Annotated in this window: 16 protein-coding genes; 7 read left to right on the top strand and 9 right to left on the bottom strand. The window is 67.3% G+C overall.

Features of this window, described 5'->3' with window-relative positions; all coding sequences use genetic code 11:
• Positions 1 to 216: 216 nt before the first annotated feature.
• Positions 217 to 633 (bottom strand): hypothetical protein, encoded by a 417-nt coding sequence (locus OG300_RS41330; RefSeq protein ID WP_405490774.1) that lies wholly within the window; start codon positions 631 to 633, stop codon positions 217 to 219.
• A gap of 123 nt (positions 634 to 756) precedes the next feature.
• Here OG300_RS41330 and OG300_RS41325 point away from each other — a divergent pair, with 123 nt between their 5' ends.
• Entirely contained in the window at positions 757 to 963 is a 207-nt protein-coding gene (locus OG300_RS41325; protein ID WP_405490772.1) for a DUF397 domain-containing protein, read from the top strand.
• A 1-nt stretch (position 964) separates the two neighbouring features.
• Here the strand turns inward: OG300_RS41325 and OG300_RS41320 are convergent, their stop codons facing one another.
• Positions 965 to 1888 carry an AraC family transcriptional regulator gene (locus tag OG300_RS41320; protein ID WP_405490770.1) on the bottom strand — a complete coding sequence of 308 codons (924 nt, stop codon included), beginning with the start codon at positions 1886 to 1888 and terminating at the stop codon, positions 965 to 967.
• A gap of 119 nt (positions 1889 to 2007) precedes the next feature.
• On the opposite strand from OG300_RS41320, the gene OG300_RS41315 reads away from it, so the two are divergent.
• A complete protein-coding gene (locus OG300_RS41315; protein WP_405490768.1) occupies positions 2008 to 2727 on the top strand; it encodes an NAD(P)H oxidoreductase in 720 nt (239 codons plus the stop codon).
• A gap of 3 nt (positions 2728 to 2730) precedes the next feature.
• Here OG300_RS41315 and OG300_RS41310 read toward each other — a convergent pair whose 3' ends face one another.
• Complete coding sequence (locus OG300_RS41310; RefSeq protein ID WP_405490766.1) at positions 2731 to 3222, bottom strand: nucleoside deaminase; 492 nt, start codon at positions 3220 to 3222, stop codon at positions 2731 to 2733.
• Between the two features lie 185 nt (positions 3223 to 3407).
• Positions 3408 to 4244, bottom strand: coding sequence for a phosphoribosylaminoimidazolesuccinocarboxamide synthase (locus OG300_RS41305; protein WP_405490764.1), 837 nt, complete (start codon positions 4242 to 4244; stop codon positions 3408 to 3410).
• Between the two features lie 186 nt (positions 4245 to 4430).
• Between OG300_RS41305 and pepN the strand changes: the two genes are divergently transcribed.
• The 4 genes from pepN (at position 4431) to OG300_RS41285 (ending at position 8899) form a co-directional block, all read left to right on the top strand.
• Positions 4431 to 7022: an aminopeptidase N gene (gene pepN / locus OG300_RS41300; protein ID WP_405490762.1), complete on the top strand. Its 2592-nt coding sequence runs from the start codon at positions 4431 to 4433 to the stop codon at positions 7020 to 7022.
• Positions 7023 to 7233: 211 nt separating this feature from the next.
• A complete protein-coding gene (locus tag OG300_RS41295; RefSeq protein ID WP_405490760.1) occupies positions 7234 to 7623 on the top strand; it encodes a hemophore-related protein in 390 nt (129 codons plus the stop codon).
• An 89-nt stretch (positions 7624 to 7712) separates the two neighbouring features.
• Positions 7713 to 8315, top strand: coding sequence for a ClpP family protease (locus tag OG300_RS41290; protein ID WP_405490758.1), 603 nt, complete (start codon positions 7713 to 7715; stop codon positions 8313 to 8315).
• Complete coding sequence (locus OG300_RS41285) at positions 8312 to 8899, top strand: ClpP family protease (protein WP_405490756.1); 588 nt, start codon at positions 8312 to 8314, stop codon at positions 8897 to 8899. Before OG300_RS41290 ends, OG300_RS41285 begins: the two co-directional genes overlap by 4 nt.
• Before the next feature lie 289 nt (positions 8900 to 9188).
• Here the strand turns inward: OG300_RS41285 and OG300_RS41280 are convergent, their stop codons facing one another.
• From OG300_RS41280 to OG300_RS41260, 5 genes are all read right to left on the bottom strand, one after another.
• Positions 9189 to 9647, bottom strand: coding sequence for a helix-turn-helix domain-containing protein (locus tag OG300_RS41280; protein WP_405490754.1), 459 nt, complete (start codon positions 9645 to 9647; stop codon positions 9189 to 9191).
• Positions 9648 to 9889: 242 nt separating this feature from the next.
• A complete protein-coding gene (locus OG300_RS41275) occupies positions 9890 to 10333 on the bottom strand; it encodes a DUF5130 domain-containing protein (RefSeq protein ID WP_405490752.1) in 444 nt (147 codons plus the stop codon).
• A gap of 10 nt (positions 10334 to 10343) precedes the next feature.
• On the bottom strand, positions 10344 to 10622 hold the full coding sequence (locus tag OG300_RS41270; RefSeq protein WP_405490750.1) for a hypothetical protein: 279 nt from the start codon (positions 10620 to 10622) through the stop codon (positions 10344 to 10346).
• 77 nt (positions 10623 to 10699) lie between these two features.
• Positions 10700 to 12289: a glycoside hydrolase family 13 protein gene (locus tag OG300_RS41265; RefSeq protein ID WP_405490748.1), complete on the bottom strand. Its 1590-nt coding sequence runs from the start codon at positions 12287 to 12289 to the stop codon at positions 10700 to 10702.
• 154 nt (positions 12290 to 12443) lie between these two features.
• The gene (locus OG300_RS41260; protein WP_405490746.1) at positions 12444 to 12857 is read right to left on the bottom strand and encodes a globin; all 414 of its coding nucleotides are present in this window, start codon (positions 12855 to 12857) and stop codon (positions 12444 to 12446) included.
• Between the two features lie 259 nt (positions 12858 to 13116).
• Between OG300_RS41260 and OG300_RS41255 the strand changes: the two genes are divergently transcribed.
• Positions 13117 to 13851: an HNH endonuclease gene (locus OG300_RS41255; RefSeq protein ID WP_405490744.1), complete on the top strand. Its 735-nt coding sequence runs from the start codon at positions 13117 to 13119 to the stop codon at positions 13849 to 13851.
• Positions 13852 to 13876: the final 25 nt, after the last annotated feature.

Genomic DNA, 13876 nt, shown 5'->3' with positions numbered 1-13876 from the left:
ACCCGCGGCCGCCCTCGACAGGCCCGACCACCGCGAAGACCAGCGGTACCACCGCGACAGCCACATACAGTGCGATCCACCCGATCCCGCGAACCACCACCGTCACCTCCCGATCGAACGGGCATTCGGAGGCGCCACCGGCGCTCCCCCACGCTAACCGCGCCGGAGTCCGGACCGGGTCTCCCGCACGGGCGTGTCCTCAGACCGTCGTCTGGATCAGTCGGCGATAGTAGCGAGGGCGGCCGCCACGTACAGGTTGTCGACAGCGTGTAAAGCGTCGACGGAGGTTGGACGCAGGCCCGCATCGCCGCATGCGTCCAGAAGCCGGACATGCACTCCCCACGTCACCAGGGGCGGTTCGGCCAGCAAAGGCAGAAGTGGTTCGATGCGGCCTTCGAGGAGGGACACCGCCTCGAGTCGGATGCTCTCGCGAAGATCGTTGCGCGCCAGGTCGATCAACCGGTCGTCAAGCTCGCCGGGTGCAGTGTGGGCGGCACAGGTAGCCAGCGCCTCGTAGCCGCGGGTGCCTGCCACCTGGCCCGAGGCGACCAGATCCCATGTGAGAGCGGCGATCTCGGCCGACAGAGGAACGAATCGCAGGTTGTAGACGGCGGATTTGCGAACCCGGGGCAATGTACTTCGAGCGAGCGGCCGAAGTTCGGATGTACCGTGAAGCATTCGCAACGGTTCAACGCGCCGCTCTGGAATCCCGGCCCGCGAGGGACCTGATCCGCGAGATCGCAAGGGAGTACAGCAATGACCGGTGAGCTATCCGAAGCCCAGTGGTTCAAGTCGACATACAGCTCGGCGGGACAGGATTGTGTCGAGGTCGCCATGCTCGCGAATGACACCGTCGGAGTTCGCGACTCGAAGAACCCCTCAGGTCCGGCGCTGGTCTTCGCGCCCGGCATGTGGGATGCCTTCACCACCGGCATCCGCGATGGGCGATTCGACCAGCGCTGAGTCAGGCCGCGTTCGCGCGGAAGGCGGTGGGGCTCAGGCCTCGGTGGCGTTTGAAGGCGGCGCTGAAGCCGAAGGGGTCGGCGTAGCCGATGCGTTTGGCTACCTGGGCGACGGTGAGGTCGGTGTCGGAGAGTAGTTCTTCGGCGTCGTCCATGCGGCATTCGGTGAGGTAGCTCAGGGGTGGTTGGCCCATGACCGTGGTGAAGCGGCGGGCGAACATGGCTCGGGAGACGCCGCTTTCGGCGGCCAGGGAGGCCACCGTCCAGGGGGCGCCGGGGGTGGCGTGCAGGGCTTCGAGGGCCGGGGCGAGGACGGGGTCGTTGAGGCCGCGAAACCAGCCGGGGGCGGTGGGGCCGGACTGGGCGAACCAGGTTCGTAAGGTGCAGACCAGGTTCCAGTCCAGGAGGCGGTCGACCATGGCTTGGGAGCCCGCGCTCTGGTTGACGGCGGAGATGGCGGCCTCTTCGACCCAGCCGCAGGCCAGGTCCTCACTGATCACCAATACCGTTGGGAGGGAGTTCAACAGGCGTTCGTGGCGGCGGGCGGAGGTACGGTACGCGCCGACAATCAAGGCGGTAGCGTTTTCCTCACTGCCCCAGTGAATTCCGGAGAGATCCTCGCCTTCGCACGCGGAATCACCGGTGAAGCAGGCGATTTCGTAGTCGTAGCGGTCACCGGACGCCGAGTCGGGATGGTCGGCGACCAGAAACGGTTCGGGTCCGCGCACGAGGGCGGTGTCGCCACGGCGCAACGGAGTCGAAACACCCTCCGCCGAAAGCAGAGTCCCGCCGCCCCGCAAGACGGTGATCATGGTCAGCGGCGCCCGGTCGGCGAATCGGATGGTCCAGGGCGCGGGCAGCACCGCGTGCGCGACCACCGACCCTTCGGCCCGAATGCCGCTCAGCAGTTTGCTCAGTGGATCCACTCCACGAGCGTAGACGAATTCCTATCCATCAGAGCTTCTCACCCATGGATCGTCTACCGATCCGCCGGTGTACTGGTAGCAGCTCAACCGCAGCAGTCAACACCGATGGAGGAAAGACCTTGTCCCACAACGGCATCGACACCTCGGACCGTGACGTCACCGACCGGTCCACAGCAGCGGAACCCACCGCCCTGGTGGTGATCGCACACCACCGATCCGATTCCCTCACCGCCCACATCGCCCGGCGCACCATCCAGCGGCTCGAATCCACCGGTCACAAGGTGGACGTACTCGACCTGCGAGCCGAAGACTTCGACCCGCGCATGACCGCCGCCGACCAACCCGACTGGGGCAATCGCGACAAGCCCTACTCCCCCGAGGTCCACGCCCAGATGGACCGCGTCCTCGCCGCCGACCTCATCGTGGCCGTCTTCCCGGTCTACTGGGCCAGCGTCCCCGCCCTGCTCAAAGGCTGGATCGATCGCGTCTGGAACTACGGTTTCGCCTACGGCCGCAGCCGTCCCCGGTTGGCCGGGAAGCGCATGCTCTGGCTCGGCCTTGCTGGGGTGGCTGCCGCCGACCCGGTCGTCGACTTCCTCCAGCAGTCCTTGGAGGGTCAGCTGAATATGGGCATCGCCTACTACTGCGGCCTCGAATTCTCCACCGTGGGCCTGCTTCCGGACGCCGAGGAGCGTCGTCAGCGACTCAACTCCGACGGCACCTTGCAGATCGACGAGGCGACTGTAGGCGCGGAACGTGTAGCCCAGTACACGGCGCTGGAGCAGCGGGCCGAGGAGTTCCTCACCGATTTCCTCACCGCCACACCGGTTCTCGCCTGACGGTCAGTATTCGACGCGGTCGGCGAACTCGGACCACGCGGTGAACGGGGCGAGGCGAGAAGCGATGGGCCGGTGCGCGACTCGGATCGGCCACGTCGAACCCTCCTGTTCGAAAAGGCGATAGAAGGCAAGGTCGTCGAAGCCGGCGGCGGCCGCGTCGTGGCGGTCTGCCGCGTAGATCACCTCGTCGACTCGGACCCAAAGGGCGGCGGACATGCACATCGGGCAGGGCTCGCAGGAGCTGATCAGGACGCAGCCCTCGAGTGAGTAGCGGCCCAATTCGCGGCAGGCCTCACGGATGGCGACAACCTCCGCGTGTGCGGTCGGATCGAGACCGCTCACCACCTCGTTGACACCGATCGCCACTACTGCCCCGCCGTGCAGGATGGCGGCTGCGAACGGGCCGCCGCCGGAGGCCACGTTTCGGTTCGCCAGGTCGACGACCTCGGCCAGTCTCGGGTCGTCACCGGTGTCGGATTTTCGCAATTCGCCCACCAACCGATCTTCCTCGACGATGCGCCGATCGACCGTGAACACCGCGGCGCGGGCAGGTCGTCGGTGACGTCACCGATGTTCGGCGCTGTGAGCAGCCATGATTGCGGGCCGGTGTTGCGGGCGGGCGTGCGCGGTGTTCCCGCGAGGTAACCGGGGGGGCGATCCTCGTCACCCAATCCCGGGGATCAGGCCGAGACGCCGGTCCAGGTGTTGCCGGTGATCAGCTCGTACGCCTGCACGTACTTCTGACGCGTCACGTCGATGATGTCGGCCGGGATCTCGGGACCCGGGTACTCCTTGTTCCAGCCGGTGGACGTCGACCAGTCGCGGACGAACTGCTTGTCGAAGGACTTCTGCGCCCGGCCGGGCTCGTAGTCGTCGGCGGGCCAGAAGCGGGAGGAGTCGGAGGTCAGGACCTCGTCACCGACGGTGAGAACGTCACCGTCCCAACCCAGTTCGATCTTCGTGTCGGCGATGATCACGCCGTGCGCGGCGGCATGTTCCGCACCGCGCGAGTAGATCTCGAGGGTCAGGTCGCGCAGCTTCTCAGCGACCTCCTTGCCCTCCTGATTCACCACGTCGTCGTAGCTGATCGGCTCGTCGTGGCCCTCATCGGCTTTGGTGGTGGGGGTGAAGATCGGCTCGGGCAGCTTGTCGCCGTCGCGCAGACCCGGCGGCAGCGCGATGCCGGACACCGTGCCGGTCCGGTTGTATTCGGCCAGGCCGCCGCCGGTCAGGTAGCCGCGCGCGATGCACTCCACCTTCACCATCTTCAGCGGCTTGACCCGCACGCCGCGGCCCGCGAACTCGGCGGGCACATCGGTGGTCGACAGAATGTGGTTGGGCACATCGGCGAAGAACCCGAACCACCAGTTGGACAGCTGGGTGAGTAGCGCGCCCTTGTCGGGGATCGGAGTCGGCAGCACCACGTCGTACACCGACACCCGGTCGGATGCGACCAGGATCAGCGAATCGCCGTCCTCGTACAGGTCGCGCACCTTACCGGCGTGGATGTGCTTCAACGGTCCTCCTCGAACTGGGCGACTGGCTGCCGCGCAACAGCCTAGTCGGCGCGGGTCCGTGGCCGGGACGGCGGTCAGCAGCCTGCCCGACATGGCATTCTGGGCAAGGTCACGTCGGCGGACAGCGCAGCCCGCCGCGTCGAGTGCATCTGAACGGCACAGTTCTCCGAGAGCGAAGGAGCCCCCTTGTCCGAACCGAATCTCACCCGCGAGCAGGCGATCGAACGCGCCGCGACGGTCCAGGTGGAGAACTACAGGGTCGAACTGGATCTGACCGGACAGCCCACCAGCGCCGAGGCGACTCGCAGTGAGACCTTCCACACGAAGGCCACCGTCACCTTCACCGCCACCCCGGGCGCGCAGACCTTCATCGACTTCGTGGGCGCGGGCCTGCGTTCGGCGGTCCTCAACGGCGTCGAACTCGACATCACCGGCTACGACGAGTCGCAGGGCCTGACCCTGCCGAACCTCGCGGCCGACAACGAGCTCGTGGTCGAGGCCGACGGCGAGTACTCGCACACCGGCGAGGGTCTGCACCGCTTCGTCGACCCGACCGACAACAAGGTCTACCTGTACTCGCAGTTCGAAACCGCCGACTGCAAGCGCATGTTCGCCTGCTTCGACCAGCCCGACCTCAAGGCCACCTACGACATCGTCGTGACCGCACCCGAGGACTGGGAGGTCATCTCCAACGGCGCCGTCGTCGACACCCACAAGATCGGCGCCGTGCTGCGGCACACCTTCGCCACCACGCCGCGCATGAGCACCTACCTGGTCGCGCTCATCGCCGGACCGTACGCGAAATGGACCGACTCCTACCGTGATTCGCACGGCGAGATCCCGCTCGGCATCTACTGCCGCGCCTCGCTCGCCGAATTCATGGACCACGAACGGCTTTTCACCGAAACCAAGCAGGGTTTCGGCTTCTATCACACCAATTTCGGTGTGCCGTACGCCTTCGGCAAGTACGACCAGCTGTTCGTCCCCGAATTCAACGCGGGCGCAATGGAGAACGCGGGCGCGGTCACCTTCCTCGAAGACTACGTGTTCCGGTCCAAGGTCACTCGCGCCTCCTACGAGCGCCGCTGCGAGACCGTGCTGCACGAGATGGCGCACATGTGGTTCGGCGACCTGGTCACCATGAAGTGGTGGGACGACCTGTGGTTGAACGAATCCTTCGCGACCTTCGCGTCGGTGCTGTGCCAGGTCGGCGCAACCGAATACACCAACGCCTGGACCACTTTCGCCAACGTCGAGAAGTCCTGGGCCTACCGACAGGACCAGCTGCCCTCGACCCACCCGATCGCCGCCGACATCCCGGACCTGGCGGCCGTCGAGGTCAACTTCGACGGAATCACCTACGCCAAGGGCGCTTCGGTGCTCAAGCAGCTCGTCGCCTACGTCGGCGAGGAGCCGTTCCTGGCCGGACTGCGCGACTACTTCACCGAACACGCCTACGGCAACGCCACTTTCGACGATCTGGTGGGCGCGCTGGAGAAGGCGTCCGGACGCGACCTGTCCGACTGGGGCGCGCAGTGGCTCAAGACCACCGGCCTCAATATCCTGCGCCCCGACTTCACCATCGACGACGAGGGCAAGTTCACCTCGTTCACGGTCGTGCAGGACGGCGCGGCGCCGGGCGCGGGTGAGCGGCGCGTGCACCGTCTCGCCATCGGCGTGTACGACGATCAGGATGGAAAGCTGGTGCGCACCAAGCGCATCGAGATCGACGTCGATCCGGCCGAGCGCACCGACGTCCCCGAACTGGTCGGCGTCGACCGCGGCAAGCTGGTGCTGATCAACGACGACGATCTCACCTACTGCTCGGTGCGCCTGGATGCCGACTCGCTCGACACCGTGGTGGCGCGCATCGCCGATATCGCCGAACCGCTGCCGCGCACCCTGGCCTGGTCGGCAGCCTGGGAGATGACCCGGCAGGCCGAGATGAAGGCTCGCGACTTCGTGGCGCTGGTGCAGCGCGGCGTCGGCGCGGAGACCGAAATCGGCGTCGTGCAAAGGCTTCTCATGCAGGCGCACACCGCGCTCGGCTCCTACGCCGACCCGGAGTGGGCCCGCACCGAGGGCTGGCCCGCCTTCGCCGACCGGCTGCTGGAACTCGCGCGGGCCGCCGGAGCGGGCTCCGACGAACAGCTCGCGTTCGTCAACGCGCTCACCGGTGCGCTGCTGTCCGAGCAGCACGTGCAGGTGCTGCGGCAGGTGCTCGCCGGTGACCCGGAAGGCGTCGGCCTGGCCGGGCTGACCGTCGACACCGACCTGCGCTGGCGGCTCACCCAGTCGCTCGCCGCGGCCGGGGTCATCGACTCCGACGGCACCGAAACCCCGCTCATCGACGCCGAATTGGCACGCGACAACACCGCCGCGGGCCGCCGTCAGGCTGCCGCTGCCGCCACCGCGCGGCCGCAGCAGACGGTGAAGGAGACCGCCTGGCAGACGGTGATGGGCGATGACGCGGTGCCCAACATCACCGCCCGCGCCATCGTCGCCGGGTTCGCGCCCGCCGGACAGGCCGAACTGCTCGGCTCGTTCGTGGAACGCTACTTCGCCGACGTCGCCTCGGTGTGGGAGCGGCGCTCCAGCGAGGTCGCGCAGACCGTCGTGATCGGGCTGTACCCGCACTGGGCGGTCACCGAGGAAGCCGTCGCGGTCGCCGACAAGTTCCTGGCCGGGGAGCACCCGCCCGCACTGCGCCGACTGGTGATCGAGGGCAAGGCGGGCATCGAACGCTCGCTGCGCGCCCAGGCGTTCGACCAGCAGTAGGGCTACGACAGCACAACGCCGACAGCCCCTTCCGATGATCATCGGGAGGGGCTGTCGACTGTCCGAGGCCGGTCGCAGCACCCTGGCGGGTACGCGGTGCGGCGACTGAAGAGTCACTGAAGAACCCTCGCCGGAGAGGGCGTGGCGGGCCCGCACTCCGACATGATCGGTGCCGCAAGCGAAGTCACCGACCCGAATGAGGCCCACCACCATGACATCCTGGATCCGCCGCGCCGCGACCGCCGCCGCAGTCACCGGAATCTGCACTGCCGCAGTACTTTCCGCCACCGGCGTGGCGGCCGCCGATGACGACGACTCGCTGACCCGCTCGACCTGCTCCTGGTCGCAGATCGACGCCACCCTCCAGGACCAGGATCCCGTGCTGGCGCGGCTCATCGACGGCCACCCGGAACTCACCACGGGACTGAACGTCATGTACCAGATGCCGCCGGACACCCGGCCGGAATCGTTCATCCGCATCGTGTCCCAGCTCCCCGACGTCGCCGACCGCATCGATCAGATCCGCCGCGACCACGCGCCCGGCTCGGAACCGGTGCGCGCCAAGTTCGATCGCGCCGCCGACACCTGCCACCGGCACTGACCTGGCGCAACCCGTGACGCTGCTGTGAGCGGATCCGCTCACGGCAGCGTGGACGGACAACCCGGCCATCGGTGCGGCACCGTGAAGTCATGGCAGACAACAAGACTCCGATGTTCAACTGGCGCACCAGGGAACAGCTGTTCGGACGCCGGGTCCTCGTCCTCGACGGCGGCCTCGACGACGACAACGGCACGGTGCTGATGACCCAGCTGCTGACCCTCGCCGCCGAAGACCCCGACGCGCCGATCTCGCTGTGGATCCACTCCCCCGGCGGATCGGTGCCCGCCATGCTCGCCATCCGCGACGTGATGCGCCTCGTGCCCTGCGAGGTGTCCACCCTGGCGCTCGGATTGGCTTGCAGCGCAGGACAATTCCTGCTCTCCGCGGGTACCCACGGCCGCCGGTTCGCGCTGCCGCACGCCCGCATCCTCATGCATCAGGGCTCGGCCGGCATCGGCGGCAGCGCCGTCGAGGTCGAGGTGCAGGCCGACGACCTGCGCTACACCGTGCAGACCGTGCTCGGCCTCATCGCCGAGGACACCGGGCAGCCCTACGACCAGATCTTCGAGGACTCGCTGCACGACCGCTGGTTCACCGCGGAGCAGGCTCGCGAATACGGGTTCATCGACGGCATCGTGGACAACTTCCACCAGGTCGTCCCGCAACGACAGAAGCTGGGGATCTCGGCATGACGAGCTACACCATTCCCAATGTGATCACCCGGGATCCGCGCGGCGAGCGGATCATGGACGTCTACTCGCACCTGCTCAACGAGCGCATCGTCTACCTCGGCACCCCCATCGACGCGGGCGTCGCCAACGCCCTGATCGCCCAGATGCTGCACCTGGATTCCGAAGGATCCGGGCAGGAGATCAACCTCTACATCAATTGCGAGGGCGGCGACCTGTCCGCCATGCTCGCCGTCTACGACACCATGCAGCACATCACGTCCCCCGTCGCCACCACCTGCGTCGGCCAGGCCATCGCCGTCGGCGCGGTCCTGCTGGCAGGCGGCGCGAAAGGCCGCCGCAACCTACTGCCGCACGCCCGAATAGTCCTGCACCAGCCCGCAATCCGCGGCCAGGGCACCATCCCCGACCTCATCCTCCAAGCCGACGAAGTCGTGCGCATGCGCGGCGAAATCGAAACCATCCTCTCCCAGCACACCGGCCAATCCCCCGAAACCCTGCGCCGCGACACCGACCGCGACCGCGTCTTCACCGCGCAAACCGCCCTCGACTACGGCCTCGCCGACCAGATCCTGGGCCCACGCTGAATGCCGAACCTGCTGTGGCGCAGCACAACCCCGACAACCTGCGCCACAGCAGCACATCCCGACCCAGACCCCGCCGAATACCTGAATATGCAGTGACGCAACCCGACCCGGACCTGCGACGCAGGATGTCCGAGTCACCGCCGCAGTGGGGACTGTCACCAGGCAGTGATCGAAGTCCCGAAGGCGTCGGCTGTTTCAGCAGCCGCCTGCGCCGAGAGTGGCATTCGTGAGTGCGGCGTTCAGGGGCGGGTTTGTAGCCACGACGGCATAACCTCCGCGCCGAAGGAACTCAGGCTGCCAGCATGACCGGGGAGACTGCCAGCGGGGAGATCAGCGCGCGCGACGGCTGGGCCGGGCGGTGGCGGAGGAGGTCTTCGGCTACCTGGCGGGTGAGGTTGCCCAGGGAGGTGCCGAGAGCACCGGCCAGGGCGGCGATCATTTCGCTGGAGGGTTCCTTGAGGCCGCGTTCCACCTCGGACAGGTACTGGGGTGAAAGTCCGGCTCGGCCAGCGGTTTCGGTGAGCTTCTCGCCCTGCTCCAGGCGGAGGGCGCGGAGGCGTTCGCCGAGGGCCTCGCGCCAGAGCGGTTCGCGGGTCGGGCGGGCGGGTGGGGTCGGGACGCCGCGGAGTGGCGGGCGGGGTGAGTTGGCACCGCGCGGGGCCGCCGTGGGCGACGTGCCCTGGCGGGAGGGCCGGGGCTGCTCGTCGAGGCCACCGGGGATCGCCTGCAAACGCGGGTGCTCGGACATATTCCGAGCGTAAAGGCCGTCGGCCGGCGCGGGTGTGCCGATCTGCTCACAGCGAACGGACTATCCACTCAGCGAACGGTCGCTGTCACGTGGCCGGAGTGGATCGCCGATGCGGCACAGGAGGAATCCGCGATTCGAGGAAAGGCGCCGCCTCGGGGTTTGGGGGCCGAGCCCCCAAACGTCCCTTGGCTTTCAGGGCGCTGAACGCGCCTGGCTTTTCAGGGCGCGAAACGTGCCGAACGTCAGACGCGACCGATGGCGGCGGCCATCACGCGCACGGCCGACACCAGGCCGTCGATGAGCTCACCCTGGCGGAAGGAGCTGAGGGCGGCGGTGGCACCGAGCTGGCAGACCCGATCGTTGGCGCGTTCGGCGACATCGCGACCCGAACGAACCTCGACCGCATTGGTATTCGGGTCGACGGCGATGAGGACCGAGCGGGCAGCCTCAGGGGTCGACGGGAACAGCGTGTCCGCGCCGGTGCCGGAATCCGCGCCGAGATCACCGACGAAGATGTTGAACCGGACCTTGGTGGCGCGGGTGGCATCGGTGAGGGCGTTGTCCATGAGCAGCCGCTCACGGTCGCTGAACGGGGCTTCCTTGAAGACGTCGCCCGCCTCGTGCACGCCGGAGACCCGTCCGCTGACGGTGACCGCGTAGCCGTGAGGTAGGTCGGCCTCGTTCACCGCGGGCCAATTAGAACTTGCCACTTGCCCGGCCTCCGATCAGGTCCGCCGCGGCGGATTCGATAGCCGCATGATTGCCATGCGAGTCAGCAGTGTCGTGATGCCCGGAGCCGGTGACCTCATCGGTCGCGCTCCACAGCACGGGCGGCTGGGTCCACTTCGCACCGAGTTCATAGTGTTCCGGCTTCTTACCGGGCAGCGGCTTGCCGAGGAACGACAAGCCAGCGATCACCAGATAGATCGCGACCGGGATGCCGACGTAGATCAGCACTGTCTGGAGAATGCTCACGGCCCAACGGTAGTCGATGACGACGCGACTACTACGACCGGTAAGGGTCAGCGCGACCGTGTCGTAACAATCGCCTTTCACACCAGCCAGGCGGTCGAGTTTGCCGGAAGTTTCCGCGCGGTAATCGGAGTGCTGGCCAGCAACACCTCGCCCGCCGGAAGCAGAATCGGTGCGTCCGTGGCGTTCAGCACGCACAGCAACCCGCCGTCACGCCGAAAGGCCAGGCAGCCGGGCGGACTCGCGTACCACTCCACCCCGGCACCCGCGAATTCCGGCCGCACGGCCCGCAATTCGATCGCCATCCGATACAGCGACAGCATCGAGTCCAGCCGCTCGAGCTGCTTCTCCACCGTCAGCGCCGCCCACTCCGGCGGCATCGGCAACCACGGCCGGCTCGTGGTGAATCCGAACGCCGGCCGCTCCCCCTCCCACGGCAGCGGCACCCGGCAACCGTCGCGGCCGCGCTGCGTGTGGCCCGACCGCTCCCAGGTCGGATCCTGCAGCGCCGACTCGGGCAGATCGTCCACATTCGGCAGGCCCAATTCGGCGCCGTTGTAAACGAATACGGCCCCCGGCAACGCCAGTTCCAGCAGGATCATGGCGCGCGCCCGGGCCTGTCCGACCGCGCCGCCACCGTAGCGGGTGACCTCACGCTCGATATCGTGATTCGACAGCGTCCAGGTGGCGCTCGCGGACGCCAGCGCCACCGCCTGCAGCGAGTTCTCGACGGCCGCGCGAATCCGGTCGGGGTCGAAAGGCGTCTCGGCTAATCGGAAATTGAACGCCAGATGTAGTTCGTCGGGTCGCAGATATTCGCTGAATCTTGTGTTGTCGTCGACCCACACCTCGCCGATGGCGACCGCGTGCGGGTACTCGTCCATGACCCGGCGCAGACGGCGGTGGATCTCGTGCACGCCGGGATTGTTGAAGCGCGGATCGTTGTCGTCGTGCGCCAGCAGGCGGGTCTCGACGTTTTCCATGTCCGGCAAACCGGGTGGTTTCGCCATGCCGTGCGCGACGTCCAGGCGGAATCCGTCCACGCCGCGATCGAGCCAGAACCGCATGGTGTGCTCGAAATCAGCGGCGACCTCAGGGTTTTCCCAGTTCAGGTCCGGCTGCTCGGGCGCGAAGATGTGCAGGTACCACTGCCCGGGTCTACCGTCCGGTTCGATCACTCTGGTCCAGGCCGGACCACCGAAGATGCTCGGCCAATTGTTCGGCGGCACAGCACCGTCCGGGCCGAGACCGTCGCGGAAGTGATACCGCGCCCGCTGCGTACTCCCCGGCCCGGCCGCGAGCGCCGCCTGGAACCAGGCATGCTGATCACTGGTGTGATTGGGGACCAGGTCCATGGTCACCCGCATGTGCCGGTCGTGCGCCTCGTCGATGATCTTGTCCATGGCCGCGAGACCGCCGAAGAGCGGATCGATATCGCGGGGGTCGGCGACGTCGTAGCCGCCGTCGGCCATCGGCGAACGCATCACCGGACAGATCCACAGCGCGTCCACGCCCAGCAACTCCAGGTAGCCGAGCTTGTCGCGCAGACCACCCAGATCGCCCACCCCGTCGCCGTTCGAGTCGGCGAAGGAACGTGGATAGACCTGGTAGAACACTGCCGACCGCCACCAGGACACCGGTGCGGAGGCAGCCTCGGACCCGGTGTTCATCTCCCCATCGGTGTGTATCACAGCGGTAATGGTGCCAAAGCACAGCCACTTTCGCGCGCCCGACGGCGGGACTTGTCCAGTTTCAGCAAATCATCAGCTGCCGCAACGACCGACCGGAAACCCTGTGGGCCGCATCGGCTTCTGCGCCACGAATTCAGAAAGGCGAGTTCACGAGCGAATCGGCGGCCATCTGCAGGTAGTTGAGCAGCTGCTGCCGGTGCGCGTCGTCGAGCACCGCGGGTTCGATCTCGGCGACCGCGATGTGCATGGCCCGCAGCCACGCGTCCCGCTCGATCGGCCCGATCCGGAACGGGTGGTGCCGCATCCGCAGCCGCGGGTGGCCGCGCTCGTCGGAGTAGGTGCGCGGGCCACCCCAGTACTGCTCCAGGAACATGCGCAGCCGACGCTCGGCCGGGCCCAGATCCTCCTCCGGATACAGCGGGCGTAGCACCTCGTCCTTCGCCACCTCGCGATAGAACGCAGCGACCAGCCGATCGAAGGTCTGGGCGCCGCCCACCGCGTCGTAGAAGGAGATCGCTGTCTGCTCGCCGGAAGTCACGGGGCCCATTCTGCCGTGTCCCGCACACCGCGCGCTCCGCTCGGCCGAGTTCGCACCCCAATGCGCCTCAAACTGTCCGCTGACCTGCGTGAATGAGGCCCATCGGTACGGTGGTGGGGCAGGCGGCGCAATCGTCACGTCATGTTCATCCGAATGTGCCCGGCAATGTCGTGAAAGAGATGGCAATGCGCGCGATTCCATGGTCAACTGGGTGGCAGTCTGGCGAAATACCACACAATCGGACGAATACGAAACCGGGGTATGGTCCATGAAGCAGCGGCACGGTGCCCGAGAGGCGCGGACGCATCGACAACTCCAGCCCGCCGACGTCCACAATCGTGGGTCGGGGGCTACTCCGCTGCACTTACTGTCGTCCGAACATTCTCATTCCGAGCACCATCCGGGCGCGCATCCCGAGCCGTCCCATCCGGGCGAGCATCGTGACCATGCGCATCATCATCCGCCCACCGCAGCGCCCGTTCCCGCCTGGGCCAAACGCCGCGTGCTGCTGCTGAACGCCACCTATGAGCCGCTGACCGCCCTGTCCGCTCGCCGCGCCATCGTGCTGCTGATCTGCGACAAGGCCGACACCGTGCACGACAACCCGGAGGGTCCGGTCGTGCATTCCGCCGGGACCTCGGTGGCGCTCCCCTCGGTGATTCGACTACGAACCTATGTGCGCGTCCCCTACAAGGCACGGGTACCCATGACCCGCGCCGCCCTCATGCATCGTGACCGCTACCGCTGCGCCTACTGCGGTGGCAAGGCCGAAACCATCGACCACGTGATTCCGCGCAGCCGCGGCGGCGCGCACTCGTGGGAGAACTGCGTCGCCTCGTGCGCACCGTGCAACCACCGCAAGGCAGACAAACTCCTCAGCGATCTCGGCTGGGCGATCCACCACCCGATGGTGGCTCCCAAGGGCCCGCACTGGCGGCTGCTGTCGGCGACCTCGGACCTGGATCCGACCTGGCTGCAGTACCTGGGCGAAGGCGCGGCCTGACACTGTGGATCATATTGAGCGACAG

Source organism: Nocardia sp. NBC_00511 (genome assembly GCF_045161165.1).
Lineage (GTDB): Bacteria > Actinomycetota > Actinomycetes > Mycobacteriales > Mycobacteriaceae > Nocardia.
Note: the sequence above shows the minus strand (reverse complement) of the source record. Positions and strands in the feature narration are given on the sequence as shown.